The 19175-nt window shown below is 70.9% G+C and carries 15 protein-coding genes; 9 read left to right on the forward strand and 6 right to left on the reverse strand.

Going from position 1 to position 19175, the window contains the following annotated elements; translation table 11 throughout:
• Positions 1 to 31 precede the first annotated feature (31 nt).
• From ACN269_RS20790 to ACN269_RS20805, 4 genes are read right to left on the reverse strand one after another with little or no spacing between them, the layout of a single operon-like run.
• The gene (locus ACN269_RS20790) at positions 32 to 976 is read right to left on the reverse strand and encodes a MerR family transcriptional regulator (protein WP_421473978.1); all 945 of its coding nucleotides are present in this window, start codon (positions 974 to 976) and stop codon (positions 32 to 34) included.
• Entirely contained in the window at positions 966 to 1586 is a 621-nt protein-coding gene (gene idi / locus ACN269_RS20795; protein ID WP_421473979.1) for an isopentenyl-diphosphate Delta-isomerase, read from the reverse strand. Before idi ends, ACN269_RS20790 begins: the two co-directional genes overlap by 11 nt.
• Entirely contained in the window at positions 1583 to 3064 is a 1482-nt protein-coding gene (gene crtI / locus ACN269_RS20800; protein WP_421473980.1) for a phytoene desaturase family protein, read from the reverse strand. Before crtI ends, idi begins: the two co-directional genes overlap by 4 nt.
• A 28-nt stretch (positions 3065 to 3092) precedes the next feature.
• Positions 3093 to 4235, reverse strand: a complete 1143-nt coding sequence (locus ACN269_RS20805; RefSeq protein WP_421473981.1) for a polyprenyl synthetase family protein — start codon at positions 4233 to 4235, stop codon at positions 3093 to 3095.
• A 64-nt stretch (positions 4236 to 4299) separates the two neighbouring features.
• Between ACN269_RS20805 and ACN269_RS20810 the strand changes: the two genes are divergently transcribed.
• Together ACN269_RS20810 and ACN269_RS20815 are read left to right on the forward strand one after the other, a co-directional pair.
• Positions 4300 to 5223 carry a phytoene/squalene synthase family protein gene (locus ACN269_RS20810; RefSeq protein ID WP_421473982.1) on the forward strand — a complete coding sequence of 308 codons (924 nt, stop codon included), beginning with the start codon at positions 4300 to 4302 and terminating at the stop codon, positions 5221 to 5223.
• Complete coding sequence (locus ACN269_RS20815) at positions 5220 to 6545, forward strand: cryptochrome/photolyase family protein (protein ID WP_421473983.1); 1326 nt, start codon at positions 5220 to 5222, stop codon at positions 6543 to 6545. The genes ACN269_RS20810 and ACN269_RS20815 overlap by 4 nt, the downstream gene beginning before the upstream one ends.
• On the opposite strand, the gene ACN269_RS20820 is transcribed toward ACN269_RS20815, so the two are convergent.
• Positions 6546 to 7622, reverse strand: coding sequence for a serine hydrolase domain-containing protein (locus ACN269_RS20820; RefSeq protein WP_421473984.1), 1077 nt, complete (start codon positions 7620 to 7622; stop codon positions 6546 to 6548).
• 89 nt (positions 7623 to 7711) lie between these two features.
• Here ACN269_RS20820 and ACN269_RS20825 point away from each other — a divergent pair, with 89 nt between their 5' ends.
• A complete protein-coding gene (locus tag ACN269_RS20825; protein WP_421476464.1) occupies positions 7712 to 9187 on the forward strand; it encodes a dihydrolipoyl dehydrogenase family protein in 1476 nt (491 codons plus the stop codon).
• 125 nt (positions 9188 to 9312) lie between these two features.
• On the opposite strand, the gene ACN269_RS20830 is transcribed toward ACN269_RS20825, so the two are convergent.
• Entirely contained in the window at positions 9313 to 9528 is a 216-nt protein-coding gene (locus ACN269_RS20830; protein ID WP_354853544.1) for a helix-turn-helix transcriptional regulator, read from the reverse strand.
• 104 nt (positions 9529 to 9632) lie between these two features.
• Between ACN269_RS20830 and ACN269_RS20835 the strand changes: the two genes are divergently transcribed.
• From ACN269_RS20835 to ACN269_RS20860, 6 genes are all read left to right on the forward strand, one after another.
• On the forward strand, positions 9633 to 10637 hold the full coding sequence (locus tag ACN269_RS20835) for a LacI family DNA-binding transcriptional regulator (protein ID WP_421473985.1): 1005 nt from the start codon (positions 9633 to 9635) through the stop codon (positions 10635 to 10637).
• A 292-nt stretch (positions 10638 to 10929) separates the two neighbouring features.
• Positions 10930 to 12309: an ABC transporter substrate-binding protein gene (locus tag ACN269_RS20840; protein WP_421473986.1), complete on the forward strand. Its 1380-nt coding sequence runs from the start codon at positions 10930 to 10932 to the stop codon at positions 12307 to 12309.
• Positions 12310 to 12390: 81 nt separating this feature from the next.
• Entirely contained in the window at positions 12391 to 13347 is a 957-nt protein-coding gene (locus ACN269_RS20845; protein WP_421473987.1) for a carbohydrate ABC transporter permease, read from the forward strand.
• A gap of 11 nt (positions 13348 to 13358) precedes the next feature.
• Complete coding sequence (locus tag ACN269_RS20850; RefSeq protein WP_421473988.1) at positions 13359 to 14246, forward strand: carbohydrate ABC transporter permease; 888 nt, start codon at positions 13359 to 13361, stop codon at positions 14244 to 14246.
• A gap of 98 nt (positions 14247 to 14344) precedes the next feature.
• Positions 14345 to 16006 carry a glycoside hydrolase family 13 protein gene (locus ACN269_RS20855; RefSeq protein WP_421473989.1) on the forward strand — a complete coding sequence of 554 codons (1662 nt, stop codon included), beginning with the start codon at positions 14345 to 14347 and terminating at the stop codon, positions 16004 to 16006.
• Positions 16007 to 16153: 147 nt separating this feature from the next.
• On the forward strand, positions 16154 to 19060 hold the full coding sequence (locus tag ACN269_RS20860) for a discoidin domain-containing protein (protein WP_421473990.1): 2907 nt from the start codon (positions 16154 to 16156) through the stop codon (positions 19058 to 19060).
• Positions 19061 to 19175 lie beyond the last annotated feature (115 nt).

Below are 19175 nucleotides of genomic sequence, written 5' to 3' on the forward strand. Positions count from 1 at the left end.
AGTGGAAGCGACCGGGGAGCCGACAGGTCGGTCAGGCCTCCCGCGACTGGTCCAGCGAGTCGCGGACGGCCACCGCCAGCGAGACCGCCTCGGCCAGGTCGACCGGCCGGACCACTCCGGCGGGCAGCCCGTCGTCCCGCCAGCCCGGGCCGGCGGCGAGGATCAGCAGCGGGCGGCGGGGCGCGGCGAGTAGCGCGCTGAGCTGGGCCGGATCGGCGGTGGCCCGGGTGTGTGACCAGAGCACCACGGCGGCCGGTCCGGTCCGGTTGACGGCCTCGACGAGGGCGGCCACCGGCACCCGCGCGCCCAGCATCCGGTAGCCCACCCCGGCTTCGGCGAGCGCGGCGGCCAGCGCTTCGAGGGGCAGGGTGTGCTGCTCCTCGTCGGCGCAGGAGAGCAGGATCCGGGCGGGTCCGGCGGGCGGGTTGGCCCGGCTGGCCGCGGCGAACGCCTCCGACACACACCGGGAGACCAGGTGCTCCACCTCGATGAGGCCGGAGGTGGCGACATGCCGGTCACCGATGCCGGCGAGCACCGGCCGCAGCAGGGTCTCCCAGGTAGCGACGACCCCGCTGGCGGCGATCGTGTGCGCGATCGTCTCGTTGATCACCGCCGCGTCGAGGCGCATGGCAGCACGGGCCAGGCCCCGGGCCGCCGGGCCGGCGCGGCCCACCCCGATTGCGCCGCCGCCGTCGCGGCTCGTCGGACGGAGCCGACCCCGGGTGCCGGTGTCCCGGGGCGTACGGTCCGGCGCCTGCCGGGCCCATCGGGCCGCCTCGGCCGGGCTGACGCCCTCGGCGGTCAGCCGCCGCATGGTTTCGAGGCGGGCCAGGTCGGCCGGTGTGTACCGGCGGTGATGGCCGGGCACGTGCTCGCTGGGCCCGAGCCCGTAGCGCTGGTGCCAGGTACGCAGCGTGGTGACCGCGACCCCCAGCCGGCGCGCGACGGCGCCCGCGCTCAACGCCTCATCGGCCACCCGACCGCTCCACCGCGTCGTCCGCCGGTGATCCGGGCGGGGTCGTGGTGGAGCCGGGGGTGTCCGACGAGGACCCCGAGGGGCGCAGCAGACGGTTCACCACTCCACCCAGCCAGGGCGCGTACGAACGAGGGTCCCGGTCGAGGTCGGCCTCCAGGGCGGCCGGGTCGGCCCAGCGCAGTTCGGCCACCTCGTCCGGGTCGGGGCGCAGTGGTGCGGCGGGCAGGAAGTCGCCGCGCAGCACGTGGTCGTACTCGAACTCGACGCGGCCGGTGGTGGGGTCCTCGGCGTAGTAGACGTAGACGCCGACCTGGCTCAGCTCGACCGGACCGGTGCCCAACTCCTCACGCAGCCGCCGGTTGGCCGCCTCGGTGAGCGACTCGCCCGGCCGGGGGTGACCGCAGCAGGAGTTCGCCCAGCGCAGCGGGAAGCGGGTCTTGACCGCGGCCCGTCGTTGCAGCAGTACCTGGCCGTCGGGGTCGACGAGCATGACCGAGAACGCCCGGTGCAGTTGCCCCGGCGGTTGGTGGGCGGCGGCGACGGTGGTGTCGCCCTGGGCTCGCCCGGTGTCGTCCACCAGCTCGACGAGATGGTCCTCGCGGCTGCTCATCGTCCCTCCCCCGTGATCCGGCCGGCGGCCAGCTTGCCAGAGATCAACACCATCGGTACGCCCACGCCGGGTTGGGTGCCGGAGCCGACGAAGACGACGTTCGACAGGTGTCGGTGCAGGTTCGACGGGCGGAACGGCCCGGTCTGGAAGAGGGTGTGCGCGGCGGCGAACGGTGTGCCGGCGGCCATGCCCTGGTCGGCCCATTCGGCGGGGGTGATCGCCCGCAGCACCTCGACGCCGTCGCCGAACCCGACGTAGCCGCGCTCCTCCAGCGTCGCGATGAGCTGGTCGCCGTAGCGCTGGGTCAGGTCGCCACGCCACTCGAAGGGCGCCCGGTCGAGGTTCGGCACGGGCGCGAGCACGTAGTAGGTGTGCCGATCCGGTGGCGCCACCGACGGGTCGGTCCGGCTGGGATTGGTGACGAGCAGCGACGGATCGGTCATCAGCTCACCCCTGCGGATGACCTCATCGAAGGTGCCCTTCCACGCGCGTCCGAAGTGGATGTTGTGGTGGGCGATCTTCGCATAGCCCTGCCGCGAGCCGACGTGCAGGACGACGCAGGACGGCGAGTAGGTGAGGCGTCGCGCGGGCGCGGCGGGGAGCAGGTCCCGGTAGGCGACCGGCAGGTCCGGGTTGAGCACCACCACGTCCGCCGGCACCAGCTCGCCGTCGGCGGTCAGCACGCCGGTGGCCCGGCCGTTCGCGGTCTCCACCCGGGTCACCGTGGTGTCGTACCGGATCTGCACGCCGTGCTTCTCGGCCGCGCCGGCCATCGCCCGGGAGACCGCGTGGATGCCGCCGCGGGGGAAGTAGACCCCCGCCACCGAGTCGAGGTACGCGATGACCGCGTAGATGGCCAACGCGTCGTGCGGGGCGAGCCCGGCGTACATGGCCTGGAAGGAGAAGATCCGCTGGGTGCGCGGATCCCGGAAGAACTGGTTGATCTTGTTCTGGAGGCGGCGGAAGGCCCCGCCGGTGAGCAGCTTGAGCAGGTTGCCGGTGATCAGGTCGGTCGGCGCGTCCAGGTTGCGCTCGATGAAGTCGGCCCGCTCCAGCCGCCACAGCTCGCGCGCGTAGTCGACGAAGCGCAGGTAGCCGTCGGCCTCACGGGGACCGCAGACCCGGGAGATCTCGGCCGCCATCCGGGTGGTGTCGGTGCGTACGTCGAGGGTCGACCCGTCCGGGTAGTACGCCCGGTACGCCGGGTCCAGCGGAGTCAGGTCGAGCCAGTCGCGCAGCTCCTCGCCGACGGCACCGAGCGCCTCGGCGATGAGGTCGGGCATGGTGAGCACGGTCGGGCCGGTGTCGAACTCGTAGCCGTCGACCGCGAGCCGCCCGGCCCGCCCGCCGGGGAACGACTCGCGCTCCAGCACCGTCACCTGCCGGCCGCTGCCGGCGAGGTGCAGCGCGCAGGCGAGCCCGCCCAGCCCGGCACCCACGACCACCACCCGGTCCGTCCGTCCCGTCACCGTCCGCACGTGACCACCTCCTCGAGATACTCGGACATCAGGCCCGCCGACTGGTGGCAGCGGTGGCCAACCCGGTCAGCGCGGTACGCGCCGTCCGGTCCACGGGCGCGCTGTCGAGCGCGGCCAGGGCGTCGCCCACCCGCTCGGCGATCATCCGCTCCACCCGGGCCACCGCACCGGTCTCTGCGACCACGTCGGCGAGCCGTTCGACGGGCTCGCCGTCGGTCTGCTCCAGCGCTCGGAGCTGGCTCGGTGTGGCCAGTTGGCGGGCCAGCATGAGCAGCGTGGTGGGCTTGCCGACGCGTAGGTCGTCGCCGGCCGGTTTGCCGGTCGACTCCGGGTCGCCGTAGACGCCGAGCAGGTCGTCGCGGAGCTGGAACGCCTCGCCGACGGCCAGCCCGTAGCGGGTGTACGCGGTGACCAGCGCGGCGTCGGTCGTCATCCCGGCCAGGTGGGCGCCGAAGAGCAGCGGTCGCTGCACCGTGTAGCTGGCGGTCTTGTAGCGGGCCACGCGTAGTGCCCGGTCGACCGACCAGCTGTCCGGGTCGTTCTCGCCGAGCACGTCGAGGTACTGCCCGGCGACCGTCTCGACCCGCATCTGGTCGTAGCAGCGGCGGACCTCGAACAGTCGGGCCGGGGTGATGGTGGCGCGGGCGAGCAGCTTGTCGGCCCAGACCATGCAGAGGTCGCCGATCAGCACGGCGGCGGCCTCGCCGAACCGGTCGGGGTCGCCCCGGTGGCCGGCTGCGACGTGTTGGGCGGCGAGCGCGACGTGCGCGGTGGGTCGGCCGCGACGGGTGGTGGAGGCGTCCATCACGTCGTCGTGGACCAACGCGAAGGTGTGCAGCAGTTCGAGGGCGGCCAGCGCGGGTAGGACTGCGGTGAGCGGTTCGTCGCCACCGACGGCCCCGCGCCAACCCCAGTAGCCGAACGTGGACCGGATCCGCTTTCCCCCGGACAGCACGGCTGCCCGTGCGGCGGACGCGAACCCGCCCATGGCTGCGTCGATCTCGGTGAGTGCGTCGACTTCGGCGGTGAGGAACGTGGACAGGTTCTCGTCGACCGCCGTGATCAGGTCCTGGGTGTAGGCGGCCAGGACAGCGCGGACCGGGTCGTCCCGCTCGCCTGGTTCCGCCGGCGCCACACGTACCGCGTTGCCCGCAACTGCGTCGTTGGCCATGTGGGCGAGCGTACCCTAGGGTACCAGTTGCGTCGATTGGTGCGTCGATATTTGAGGAGGGCCGGTGGACATCGATCTCACCGCTGCCTATGACCGTTGCCGTGAGCTGCACAAACGCCACGGTCGCACCTACTATCTCGCCACCCGGCTGCTTCCCGCGTGGAAACGACGACATGTGCACGCTCTCTACGGGTTCACCCGGTACGCCGACGAGATCGTGGACAGCACCGAGGATCTGCCACCCGCCGAGCGGGCCGCCCTGCTCGACGACTGGGCCAGCCGGTTCGTGGCCGGCCTGCACGGCGCGTCGGTCGACGACCCGCTGTTGCCGGCCGTGCTGCACACGATCGCCATCTTCGATCTCGACCGGGACGACTTCGCGTCGTTTCTCAAGAGCATGGCGATGGACCTGACCGTCACCTCGTACCCGACGTACGACCACCTGCTCGACTACATGGAGGGTTCGGCGGCGGTGATCGGCACCATGATGTTGCCGATCCTGGGCAGCTCCGACCCGGCGGCGGCCCGCGAGCCGGCCCGGCAGCTCGGCTTCGCCTTCCAGCTCACCAACTTCATCCGGGACGTCGCCGAGGACCTCGACCGGGGCCGCACCTACCTCCCCGACGAGGACCTGGCGAAGTTCGGCGTCACCCGGGAAGAGCTGATCGAGGCCCGCGACCGGGGGCAGGGCACGCCCCGCACCCGCGAGCTGATCGAGTACGAGGTGACCCGGGCCCAGGCGCACTACGCCGCCGCCGCGCCGGGCATCACCATGCTCGCGCCCGCCTCGCAGGCGTGCATGCGCACGGCGTACGCGCTCTACGGCGGCATCCTCGACGAGGTGGCCGCCCAGGACTACGACGTCTTCGCCCGCCGCGCCCTGGTACCGCAGCGCCGACGGATGGCGGTGGCCGCGCGTGCCCTGCTGACGTCGACGGGTACCCCGGTCACGATCCCCGGCCCGACGGTCCAGCCGGCGGCCCGGTGAGCGGGGGCACCGCGGTCGTGCTCTTCACCCGCGACCTGCGGGTGCACGACCACCCGGCGCTGGCCACCACCTGCGCGGCGTTCGACCGGGTGGTGCCGTTGTACGTGCTCGACCCGGCCCTGGCCGGGCTGTCCGCCAACCGCACCCGGTTCCTGCACCAGGCGCTCGCCGACCTGCGCGACGCGCTGCGCGAGCGCGGTGGCGACCTGGTGGTGCGGCGGGGCGACCCGGTGGCCGAGACGGTCCGGCTGGCCGGCAAGGTCGGCGCCACCGCCGTCGCCCTCTCCGCCGACGTCAGCCACTACGCCCGCCGCCGGGAGCGTCGCCTGCGCGACGAGTGCGAGCGGCACCGACTGCACCTGCGGCTCTTCCCGGGGCTGACGGTCGTCGAGCCGGGCACCCTGCGGCCCGGCGGAGGAGGCGACCACTACCGGGTGTTCAGCCCGTACCACCGGGCGTGGGCCGCCGCCCGGTGGCGCGAGGAGTTGGCCGCTCCCCGCCGGGTCGTGCTGCCCGACCGGGTGAGTGTGGGCCGGTTGCCGGCACCGCCGGCGGGGGAGTCGCCGGAGGCGGCCGTCGGTGGCGAACGCGTCGCCCGACAGCGGCTCGCCGACTGGCTGCCCGAGCTGGGCCGGTACGACGACCAGCACGACGACATGGCCGGCGACGACACCTCGCGCCTCAGCCCGTACCTGCGCTTCGGTTGCGTGTCGCCGCTGTCGGTGGCCAACCGGGCCGGCGACCGGTCCGGGCCGTTCGTGCGGCAGATCTGCTGGCGCGACTTCTACTACCAGGTCACCGCCGCGTTCCCGCAGATCTCGACGGCCGCGTACCGGCGGGGCGCCACCGAGGAGTGGCGCTACGACGACGACGCGCTCACGGCCTGGGCCGAGGGCCGGACGGGCATGCCGATCGTGGACGCCGGGATGCGCCAGATGCGGGCCCAGGGGTGGCAGCACAACCGGGCCCGGCTGATCACCGCCGGCTACCTGACCAAGCACCTGGGGCAGGACTGGCGGGCCGGCGTGCGGGTCTTCTTCCGCTGGCTCCTCGACGGGGACGTGGCCAACAACTCGGGCAACTGGCAGTGGGTGGCGGGCACCGGCAACGACACCAAGCCGTACCGGGGGTTCAACCCGGTCCGGCAGGCCGAGCGGTACGACCCGGCCGGCGACTACGTACGCCGCTGGGTGCCGGAGTTGGCGCAGGTGTCGGGCAAGGCCATCCACCAGCCGTGGAAGCTGCCCGACGACCTTCGCCGCACGCTCGACTATCCGCCGCCGCTCACCGTGCCCGGCACCGATCCGGTGTGGCTGCGCTGATCAGAGGCAGGAGTGCAGCGCTTCGGCCAACTCGTCGACGCGGTCGTGTTCGGCGAGCTGGGCCGTGACGTACGCGAGCGCGTAGCCCCGCACCGGGTCGGCCCACGCGCTGCTACCGCCGATCCCGCCCATGCCCCAGCTCTGGTCCGGCTCCCACTGCATGCCCAGCGTCCACCGGACCCGGCGGTCCAGCACCAGGTCCGGCCCGTCGTACTGGACCCGGGTCGCCTCGTCGACAAGGGCGGGGCTGAACAGCCGTACGCCGTCCAGGATGCCGCCGGCCAGCAGACCGGCGTACAGCCGGCCCAGGCCCACGGAGGTGGCGTGCAGGTTGACCGCCGGCATCTCGGCTGCCCGCCAGAGCGGGCTGTTCAGCACGGCGAGGTCGAGCCCACCGGCCGGGTTGCCCAACGCCCTCGCCCGCAGCGTCTCCGGCTCGCCCAGCTTGCGCACCGGCCATGCCGGGTCGCCGTAGCGCAGGTCCGCGCAGCGCCGTTGGTCCGTCTCCGCCAGCCCGAACCCGAGGTCGAGCTGCCACGGGCCGGCGATCTCGTCGGCGAGGAAGCGGCCCACGCTGCGGCCGTCCACCCGGCGGACCAGTTCGCCCACCAGGTGGCCGTACGTCCAGGCGTGCTCGCCGGCCAGCGTTCCCGGCGGCCATTCGGGTTCGGCGGCGGCCAGGTCGCCGGCGAGCAGGTCCCAGTCCGCGACCGCGGTGGCGGGCCGGGGGACCGGAAACGCCGGCAGCCCGGCGGTGTGCGACAGCACGTGTCGCACGGTGGCCGGGGTACGGAACTCCGGCCAGTACGCCTGCACGGGCGAGTCCAGGTCGACCCGGCCCCGGTCGACGAGCAGCAGCAGGCACAGCGCGGCCACCGGCTTGCCGACCGAGTAGACGTTGACCAGGGTGTCCGGCCGCCACGGTTGCCCGGCCGCCCGGTCGCCGACCCGGAATCCGCCCACCAGGTCGACCACCGGCTGGCCGTCGTACCAGATGGTGAGGCTGGCACCGGTCTCCCGGCCGGCGGTCAGCAGGTCGTGGAAGCAGTCCCGGACGGGGGCGAAGCGTGGGTGCATCGGATCACCGTAGGTGCTCCGGCGCGGTGAGCCCGCCGACTTTCCGGACCCCGGTGGTCGGGACGGTGCCGCTGGGGGATGCTGTCGGAGTGGCGGAGCCGGAGCTGGTGGACGTTGTCGTGGTGGGCCTCGGGGTCGGCGGCGAGGAGGTGGCCGAACGACTCGCCGAAGCCGGCCTGAGTGTCGTCGGCATCGAGCGGGACCTCGTCGGCGGCGAGTGCCCGTACTGGGGCTGCATCCCGAGCAAGATGATGATCAGGGCCGCGAACGCGCTGGCCGAGGCGCGTCGGGTCGACGGGCTGGCGGGCACCGCGCAGGTCCGGCCGGACTGGGCGCCGGTCGCGAAGCGGATCCGCGCGGAGGCCACCGACAGCTGGGACGACAAGGTCGCGGTCGAGCGGTTCACCGGCAAGGGTGGCCGGTTCGTCCGGGGCAGCGGCCGGCTCGACGGCCCCGGCCGGGTCCGGGTCGGCGACCAGGTGTTCCAGGCCCGGCACGGCATCGTCCTGGGCACCGGCACCCGACCCTCGGTGCCGCCGATCGACGGCCTGGCCGACACGCCGTACTGGACCAACCACCAGGCGATCGAGGTCGAGGAGTTGCCGGAGTCGCTGCTGGTGCTCGGCGGTGGCGCGATCGGGCTGGAGCTGGCCCAGGTCTTCGCGCGCTTCGGCGTTCAGGTGACCGTGGTGGAGGCGTTGGACCGGGTCCTGGCCGTGGAGGAACCGGAGGCCTCCGACGTGGCCGCCGCCGCGCTGCGCGCCGACGGCGTCGAGATCCACACCGGGGTACGCGCCGAACGGGTCGACCATGACGGTGACCGTTTCACGCTGCGCGGTGGTGGTGGAGCGGAGTTCACCGCCGAGCGACTGCTCGTGGTCACCGGCCGTCGGGCGCACCTGGAGGAGTTGGGCCTGGACACCGTCGGTGTCGACGCCAAGCAGCGTTTCCTGCCGGTGGACGACCGCATGCACGTCACCGAGGGCATCTGGGGGGTGGGGGACCTGACCGGCGAGGGAGCGTTCACGCACATCGCCATGTACCAGGCGGCCATCGTGGTGTCGGACATGCTCGCCCACTACCGGCAGGCGACGGCCGGGCCGGACGCCAGCGGGACGGCCAGCGTGGTCGGCGGCGCGATGGGTGCCTCCAGCGCGCTGGCCGCCAGCGGGTCGAGCGGCTCGGCCGGCACCGTCCCGCGCGCGGACTACCGGGCGCTGCCCCGGGTGACCTTCACCGATCCCGAGGTCGGCGCCGTGGGGCTGACCGAGCAGCAGGCCCGCGAACGCGGCATCAACGTGCAGGTCGGGTTCACCAAGCTGAGCAGCTCGACCCGGGGCTGGATCCACCAGGTCGGCGACGAGGGCTTCATCAAGCTCGTCGCGGACGCCGACCAGGGCGTGCTGATCGGTGCGACGTCGGTCGGCCCGGCCGGTGGTGAGGTGCTGTCGGCGCTCGTGGTGGCGGTGCACGCGGCCGTGCCGCTGAGCCAACTGCGGCACATGATCTACGCGTATCCGACGTTCCACCGGGCCATCGAGGACGCGCTGCGCGACCTGTCCTGACGACGACGTGTGCTGTTCAGAGCCCGCCCTGACGGGCGGTGCCGTGACAAGCGTGATGACTCTGAGGAATATTTATGCCTCAGAGTCATCACGCACATGGATGAGAGGCGCTGCCGTCGACTCGGTCAGCCCGGGGTGTCGTCCTCCGTCGGGCGAGGTTGGCGGTACTTCTTGATCCAAGCCTCGACATCCTCGGCCAACCAGACCTTCGTCCCCCGTAGCTCCTGATACGGCTTCGGGAAGGTGGGATACCGGGCAAGCTGCTGGAAGCGCTGGCGCGAGACGCCCAGGCGCTCGGCGATCTCGTACGGCCCCATGAGCTGACCTGGCCCTCGGTCCATGGCCCGAACGTAAGACGACCTGCTCTTGGAGTTGGCAGTCAGGCCGCAAATTTCGCCTCAATCGCGGTTCATTTCTTTCAGTTTTGCGACGTACGATTGCGGCCGTGACCAAGCGGTTGACTGAAGTTGCCAAGAAGGCGGGCGTCAGCGAGGCCACCGTCAGCCGGGTGCTCAACGGCCGGGACGGTGTCTCCGAGGCGACCCGGACGGCGGTGCTGACCGCGCTCGACGTGCTCGGCTACGAACGACCGACCAAGCTGCGCGGTGAGCGTGCCCGGCTGGTCGGGCTGGTGCTGCCCGAGTTGCAGAACCCCATCTTCCCGGCGCTCGCCGAGGTGGTGACCGGGACGCTCGCCCAGCGCGGTTACACGCCGGCCCTGTGCGCCCGCACCATCGGTGGCGTGTCCGAGATGGACTACGTCGAGATGCTCCTCGACCACCAGGTGTCCGGCGTGATCTTCGCCGGCGGCTCGTACGCGCTCGCCGACGCCAAGCACGACCACTACCGACGGCTGACCGATCGGGGCCTGCCGGTGGTGCTGGTCAACGCCGGTGTGGACGAGCTGGGCTTTCCCCGGGTCTCGACCGACGACGCGGTGGCGGTGGAGCAGGCGTACGGGCATCTGCGCTCGCTCGGCCACGAGCGGATCGGGATGGTGCTCGGGCCGGAGGGGCACGTGCCGTCCCGCCGCAAGCTGGACGCGATGGTGCAGGCCGCGGACTGGGGTGACGCCGAGCGGGAGTGCGTTGAGCGGTCCAGTTTCTCGATGGAGGGTGCCCGGGTCGCCGCGACGAAGCTGGTCGAGCGCGGTGTCACCGGCATCATCTGCGCCAGCGACGTGCTGGCCCTGGGCACCATCCGGGCGGCCCGGCGGCTGGGTCGTGCGGTGCCGACGGACATCTCGGTGGTGGGCTTCGACGACTCCGCGTTCATGACCTGCACCGATCCGCCGTTGACGACGGTGCGGCAGCCGATCGAGACGATGGGTCAGGCGGCGGTGGACCTGCTGGTGACCCAGATCGAGGGTGCCGGCGTCCTCCAGGACGAGCTGCTGTTCGAGCCGGAACTGGTGGTCCGCGGCTCCACCGCGCCCGCGCCCAGTCGATGAACGCGCCCGTGACCTACTGACCCGACCGCCGCAAAGGCCGTCGACCGCTCTCGCGGTCGGCGGCCTTTTTGGTGCCCAAGTAGCCGCATAACGGGTGCAATCCCGCATCCTGTCGTCGTTTGCCGCCCCGATGTCGAATCCTTTCAAAACATCGTCGACACCTTGCTGAAATGAGTCGTGCTCGTTACAGTGACTCCACTCACACCTGGCTCCGGCACAGCTACAGGGCGTCAGGTCGTATCACCGCAGAAGCGCACCTCACGGAGACACCCGTTCCCGAAGGGATGGACAGATGTCCGTACCGCAATACCGAAGGGCTGCCACCCTGGCGCTCGTGGCCGGCCTGGGCTTCAGCCTCACGGCCTGCTCCACGAAGAGTGACGACAAGGACGCGAGCGCCGGCGGCAAGGTCACCATCACCGTCGACTGCCAGCCGGTCGGCGCCCAGAAAGAGCTGCTGCAGAACTGGAACGACGACGTCGCCGCGTTCCAGAAGGAGAACCCGGACATCGTCGTCAAGAGCGTGAGCGTCGGCGAGCAGTGCAACAACCCGCCGGACTTCACCGCCCGGTTGGCCGGCGGCACCGTCACCGACGTGTTCTACGGCTACATGACCGACGTCCAGCAGGTGCTCGACTCCGGCCAGGCGATGGACATCACCGAGTACGCCAACAAGGACACCATCCCCACCTGGGACAGCGTCGACCCGGCGCTCAAGGAGGTCTTCACCGACGGCGGCAAGCTGTACGCCGTACCGGTGAAGAACTACTCGATGGGTCTGATCTACAACAAGGTGCTGTTCCAGCAGGCCGGCCTGGACGTGAACAACCCGCCCAAGACGTGGGCGGACGTCCGGGCCGCCGCCAAGAAGATCTCCGCCCTCGGCAACGGCATCGCCGGCTACTCGGAGTACAGCGCCGGCAACACCGGCGGCTGGCACTTCACCTCGCTGCTCTACTCGCAGGGCGGCCAGGTGCTCACCGCCGACGGCAAGAAGGCCGACTTCAACAACGCCCAGGGCAAGCAGGTCCTGCAGAACCTCAAGGACATGCGGTACGGCGACAACAGCATGGGCGCCCGTCAGCTGCTCCAGTGGGGCGACCTGCTGACGAACGCCGGTGCCAACAAGGTCGGCATGTTCATCGGTGCACCCGACGCCACCCAGGCCATCGTCAGCCAGTTCCAGGGCAAGTTCCAGGACTGGGCGATGGCCCCGCTGCCCGGCCAGGACGGCCCGGCGAAGGGCACGCTCGGCGGTGGCGAGGGCTACTTCTTCAAGAAGGGCCTCTCCCCGGAGCAGGTCAAGGCCGGTCTGAAGTGGATCGCGTACCAGAAGCTGACCCCGGGCAAGGGCCAGTTCGACTACGTGCGCGCCAAGCCGCAGAACTACCCGGTGGGTCTGCCCCAGCCGCTGCTGTTCGCCAACGGCAGCGACGCGCAGAAGCAGGAACTCGACCTGCGTAAGGCGAACGCGAACGTCGACACCGCCAACTTCGCCCTCTTCGAGGCGACCCCGGTGCCGATCAAGGGTGAGCCGCGCAACGCTCAGGCGATCTACGCGGTGCTCGACGCCGCGATGTCCGGAGTGCTGACGAACCCGAACGCGAACATCGACGCACTGCTCAAGACGGCCGAAGACAAGGTCAACCAGCTCCTAGCCGCGCAGAGCTGATCCGCGGGTGTGGGGGTCGGCGTACCGGCCCCCACACCCCGCGCCGCACCGTCCGCCTCACGACCTTCGCAGGAGAGCGCCGTGGCGATCACCGCCGCCCCCCAGGCCCCCGGGAAACCGGGCCGCCCGATGCCGTCGTACGCGGCAGGGCCGAAGCGTACGAGCCTCGGCCGCAAGGTACGGGACAACCTCACCGGGCACGCCTTCCTGATCGGCGCCGTGCTCTGCTTCGTGGTCTTCTCCTGGTATCCGATGGTCCGCGGCGTCGTGATGAGCTTCCAGCGGACCAGGCGCGGCGAGACGACCTGGGTGGGCTGGGACAACTACACCCGTCTCCTCGCCGATCCCAGCTTCTGGCCCGCCTGGAAGAACACCTTCTACTTCACGCTGCTCGCGCTCGTGCTCGGGTACGCGGTGCCGTTCTTCGTGGCGATCCTGCTCAACGAGTTCCGACACGCCAAGGGTTACCTGCGGATCCTGGTCTACCTGCCGGTGATGCTCCCGCCGGCCTCGGCCCTGTACCTGTTCAAGTTCTACGCGTACGACCCGAGCGAGGCGGGCCTGTTCAACGCGATCCTCAAGGCGCTGCACCTGCCGACGTCGCAGTGGATGCAGTCGCCGGAGATGACGATGCCGGCCATGGTGATTGCGTCCACCTGGATGAACATGGGTGGGGCGGTGCTGATCTACCTGGCGTCGCTACAGAACATCCCCGGCGAGCTGTACGAGGCCGCCGAACTCGACGGCGCCGGGATCTTCAAGCGGATCCGGCACGTGACGATCCCGCAGACCCGGCTCATTCTCGCGCTCCTGGCGATGATCCAGATCGTCGCCACGATGCAGCTCTTCATCGAGCCACTGATCCTCGCCAACGGCGCGGGCGCGGAGGACTCCGCGACCACGGTGGCGTACCTCATCTACCAGCACGGGTTCTTCCAGAACGACCTCAACGGCGCTGCCGCGCTGGGCGTACTCATGCTCGTGGTGCTGGCCGGCTTCTCCGCCGTGTACGTGCGGCTGACTGCGAAACAGGACTAGGACGGCGCGCAATGGCACAGGATTCCGGCACCCGGACCCTCATCTCCCACGCCCAGATCAGCCGGGGACGCGGGCGGATTCTCTACTGGACGTTGCTGGTCGTCGTCGTGACGGCATTCACGCTCGTCTTCCTCGGTCCGCTCTACTGGATGGTCACCGGCGCGCTCAAGTCCGGCCAGGAGATCGCGCAGACCCCGCCCACGCTGTTTCCGAAGGACCCGCAGCCGCAGAACTACATCGACGCCTGGAACAATTTGGAACTGGCCAAGCTGTTGTTCAACACGTTCTACTACGCGATCGGCGCGGTGCTGTTCCAGCTCGTGTTCGACGCGGCCGCCGCGTACTCGTTGTCGAAACTGCGACCGATCTTCGGCAACGTGATCCTCGGGCTGATGCTCGCCACGCTGATGATCCCGGCCATGGTGCTCATCGTCCCGCAGTACGTGACCGTGATCGACCTGCCGATCCTGCACATCAATCTGCTCGACTCACCGTTCGCCATCTGGCTGCCGCTGGTGGCGAACGCGTTCAACATCTTCCTGCTGAAGCGATTCTTCGACTCGATTCCCGAGGAGTTGATGGCGGCGGCGCTGGTGGACGGGGCGACGCCGCTGCGGACGCTCTGGTCGATCATCCTGCCGATGTCCCGCCCGATCCTCGGCGTCGTCGCCATTCTGGCCATGACGGCGGTCTGGAAGGACTTCCTCTGGCCGAAGTTGGTCATGCCCTCACCGGAGACCCGGACGGTCAGCGTCGGCATCTACTCCTTCGCGGGCGGTACGCCCATGAACGTCGTGATCGCCGCGTCGGTCATCGCCGCCATCCCGACCGTTATCGTCTTTTTGATCTTCCAGCGGAACATCATGTCTGGCCTGACCGCCGGCAGCATCAAGGGATAGCCACCACCGCAGGCAGCGGAGCGAACAACGGCCGTTCGTCCGACACACAATCGCCACCGGCGTACCCGGCGACGTACTGACGCAGAAAGCAGGTGCTCGTGTCCACAGCAGACAGCAGTCCGTGGTGGCGTGGAGCCGTTATCTACCAGGTGTACCCACGCAGTTTCGCCGACGGCAACGGCGACGGCATCGGTGACATCGCAGGTATCCGCTCCCGCCTGAACCACCTGTCCGCGCTTGGCATCGACGCGATCTGGTTCAGTCCCTGGTATCCGTCGCCGATGGCCGACGCCGGGTACGACGTGTCCGACTACCGCGACATCGATCCGGTCTTCGGCACCCTCGCCGAGGTCGAGGCGCTGATCGCGGAGGCACACGAGCGGGGCATCCGGACGATCGTCGACGTGGTGCCCAACCACTGCTCCGACGCGCACCCGTGGTTCCAGGCCGCGTTGGCCGGCGGTCCGGGGGCGCCCGAGCGGGACCTGTTCTGGTTCCGTCCCGGCCGGGGCCCGAACGGCGACCAGCGGCCCACCGACTGGGTGGGCGAGTTCGGGGGCGAGACCTGGACCCGCACCACCAACCCGGACGGCACGCCCGGCGACTGGTACCTGCACCTCTTCGCCCCGCAGCAGCCGGACTTCAACTGGGACCACCCCCGGGTACGGGCCGAGTTCGAGGACATCCTCCGGTTCTGGTTCGACCGGGGCGTCGACGGCATCCGGATCGACTCCGCCGGTCTGCTCGTGAAGGACGGGACGCTGCCGGAGGTCGAGCCGGACCGGCCGCACCCGTTCCACGACCTCGACGGCGTGCACGACATCTACCGGGGCTGGCGGCGGGTCGCCGACTCGTACGCGGACCGCGCCCTGATCGGCGAGGTGTGGCTGCCGGACCGGCAGCGGTTCGCCAACTACCTGCGCCCGGACGAGCTGCACGCCGCGTTCAACTTCGACTTCCTCGGCTGCGCCTGGGACGCCTCCGCGCTGCGGGAGAGCATCGACGGCACGCTGAGCGCACACGCGCCGGTGGGTGCGCCGGCCACCTGGGTGCTCTCCAACCACGACGTGACCCGGCACGTCACCCGCTACGGCCGGGCGGACACCACGTTCAGCTTCGCCGCCAAGCGCGAGGGGATCCCCACCGACCTGGAGCTGGGCACCCGTCGGGCGCGGGCCGCCGCGCTGCTGTCGCTGTCGCTGCCCGGCGCCGTCTACGTCTACCAGGGCGAGGAGCTGGGGCTCTGGGAGGTCGAGGACATCCCGTACGCGCTGCGGCAGGACCCGATGTGGGAACGCTCCGGACGGGTCGACCCCGGCCGGGACGGTTGCCGGGTGCCGCTGCCCTGGACCGGTGACGAGCCGCCGTTCGGATTCAGCCCCGAAGGTTCGGCGGCGCCCTGGCTGCCCCAACCCGCCGACTGGAAGGACCGGACGGCCTCGGCGCAGACCGGCGACGCGGCCTCGATGCTCGAGCTGTACCGGGAGGCCATCCGCATCCGGCGGGGCGAGGCGGCGCTCGGCGACGGCGAGTTGACCTGGTTGCCCGCCCCGGACGGTGTTTTGGCCTTCAGCCGTGGCGGCGGCTTCCGCTGCCTGGTCAACCTCACCGACGCGGCGGTGCCGATGCCCGCCGACGGGGAGGTGCTGCTGGCCAGCGGCCCACTCGACGACGGGCTGCTGCCGTCGGACACCGCCGTCTGGCTACGTACCCCCGAAGAGGTGGACGGACCGCGCGCGGACGCCGCCGCCCTGACCTGATCCGACCCCACGTGGTGCCGGCGGTCCCGTCCCGACCGCCGGCACCACACCACCCGCGCACCGCGCCCGCGAGAGGAGGACGAGGGACCGCCACGCCGCACCGACACGGGGGACCTGGCCTGCCTGACGAAAGGGAGAGCGCAGCTCATGGCCAACCACACCACCGGCACGTCGTACCAACTCAGACGCCCGACCCGGGCGGGGCTGGCCGCCATCGCCGCCACCCTGCTCGCCGCGACCTCGCTGACCGCCCTGGCGGTCACCGGCAGTGCCACCCCGGCCTCGGCGGCCGGGTTGTCCCCCTTCGACATCTCCGGCCGAGGCGCCACCGTCCCCTTCATCGAGCAGGAGGCGGAGAAGGCCGCGCACAACGGGACGAAGATCGGCCCGGACCGGCGCTACGGCACGCTGCCGTCGGAGGCGTCCGGCCGGGAGGCGGTCACCCTCGACGCCGTCGGTGAGTACGTCGAGTTCACGCTCACCGCTCCGGCCAACGCGGTCACCTTCCGGTACAGCCTGCCGGACAACTCGGCCGGCACGGGCCGGGACGCCACCATCGACCTGCGGGCCAACGGCAACCTGCTGAAGTCGGTCCCGGTCACGTCGAAGTACGGCTGGTACTACGGCGGCTACCCGTTCAACAACAACCCGGGCGACACCAACCCGCACCACTTCTACGACGAGACCCGGGCGTTGTTCGGCAGCACCCAGCCGGCCGGTACGAAGATCCGGTTGCAGGTCTCCTCGACCGCCCAGTCACCCACCTTCACGATCGACCTGGCCGACTTCGAGGTGGTCGCGCCGATCACCAAGCCCTCCGGTGTCATCGACGTGGTCACCGACTTCGGCGCGGACCCGACCGGCGCGACCGACTCGACCGCCAAGTTCCAGGCGGCCGTCGACGCCGGAAAGGCCCAGGGCCGGGCGGTCTGGATCCCGACCGGCACGTTCACCCTCTGGGACCACGTGGTGGTCGACGGGGTGACCCTGCGCGGCGCCGGCCCCTGGTACTCGGTGCTCGGCGGCCGGCACCCCACCGACCGCAAGCGGGCGGCCGGCATCTACGGCAAGTACGTCCCCGGCGGCGGCTACACCGGTGAGATCCGGTCGCACGAGGCGAACGGGCCGAGCCGCAACGTCACCCTGCGGGACTTCGCCATCATCGGCGACATCCGCGAGCGGGTCGACGACGACCAGGTCAACGCGCTGGGCGGGGCGATGACCAACTCGGTGGTCGACAACCTCTGGTTGGAGAACACCAAGGTCGGCGCGTGGATGGACGGGCCGATGGACAACTTCACCATCCGCAACAGCCGGATCCTGGACCAGACCGCGGACGGGGTGAACTTCCACACCGGTGTCACCAACTCGACGGTGACCAACACGTTCGTCCGCAACACCGGCGACGACGCGCTGGCCATGTGGGCGCAGAGCGTGCCGAACGTCAACAACTCCTTCACGCACAACACCATCGGCGTGACGCTGCTGGCGAACCACCTGGTCAGCTACGGCGGTCGGGACATCAAGATCACTGACAACGTGACGGCCGACTCGCTGACCAACGGCGGCGGCATCCACGTCGCCAACCGCTACCCCGGCGTGCAGGGCGACACCGCGGTCCGGGGCACCTGGACGATCGCCCGGAACACGTTGATCCGCAACGGCAACTCCGACTACAACTGGAACTTCGGCGTCGGGGCGATCTGGTTCTCCGCACTCAACGAGGCGTTCCAGCAGGCCACCATCAACATCACCGACACCGACATCCTGGACAGCTCGTACGCGGCGCTGCACTGGATCGAGGGCCAGACCAGCGGCATCAACCTCACCAACGTCCGGATCGACGGCGCCGGCACGTACGCGCTCCAGGTGCAGGCGCCCAGCCAGGTGTCGTTCACCAACGTGCGGGCCACCAACATCGCCCAGAGCAACCCGATGCACAACTGCGTGGGTGGTGGCTTCCAGATCACGCAGGGCTCGGGTAACTCGGGCTGGTACACCACGACGCCGTACTGCGGTCCGTGGCCGGAGCCGCAGTGGGGTGGTGGACCGAGCACCCCGCCGACCACCGGCCCGACCACCGCGCCGCCCACCACCGCGCCCCCGACGACCGCGCCCCCGACCACCGCGCCTCCGACGACCCCGCCGCCCACCGGTGGGAACCTGGCGCTGAACCGCTCGACGGTCGCGACCAGCACCAACCAGAACTACACGGCGGGCAACGTGGTGGACGGCAACGCCTCGACCTACTGGGAGAGCGCCAACAACGCCTTCCCGCAGTCGGTCACCGTCGACCTGGGCGCGGTCCGCTCGGTCGACCGGGTGGTGCTCAAGCTGCCCGCCGGCTGGGAGCAGCGCACCCAGACGCTGTCGCTGCTCGGCTCCACCGACGGCTCGTCGTACGGCACGCTGGCGTCGTCCGCCGGTCGGGTCTTCGCCCCCGGCTCCGGCAACACCGTCTCGATCGGCCTGCCCTCCGGTGACCGCCGCTACATCCGGGTCACCGTGACCGGCAACACCGGCTGGCCGGCAGCCCAGCTCAGCGAGGTCGAGGTGTACGGCGGCACCCAGAGCACGCCACCGCCCACCACCGCGCCTCCGACGACCACCCCGCCCCCGACCACGCCCGCCCCCACGGGCAACCTGGCGGCGGGACGGTCGATCACGGAGACCAGCCACTCCGACGTGTACGCCGCGCCCAACGCCGTGGACGGCAACGCCAACACCTACTGGGAGAGCGCCAACAACGCCTTCCCGCAGTCGTTGACCGTCGACCTGGGCGCGACCCGAACGGTGTCCCGGGTCGTGTTGAAGCTGCCGCCGTCGTCGGCCTGGCAGACGCGTACGCAGACGCTGGCGGTGCTCGGCTCCACCGACGGCTCGTCGTTCGGCACGGTGAAGTCGTCCGCCGGCTACACCTTCAACCCGTCCAGCGGCAACACGGTCACCGTGACCTTCACGGCGACCAGCCAGCGGTACCTGCGCCTGACCGTCACCGGCAACACGGGCTGGCCCGCCGGTCAGCTCAGCGAGTTCGAGGTCTACTCCAGCTAGGCCGACGGCCCCCGCCCGACCAGGGCGGGGGCCACCGCACCGTCCCCCACCTGTCGCGGCACGACGGGCGTACCCCTGCACCCGTCACCGGGCAACGCACCCCACACCACCCCCG

This window comes from Micromonospora sp. WMMD736 (assembly GCF_049179015.1).
GTDB lineage: Bacteria > Actinomycetota > Actinomycetes > Mycobacteriales > Micromonosporaceae > Micromonospora.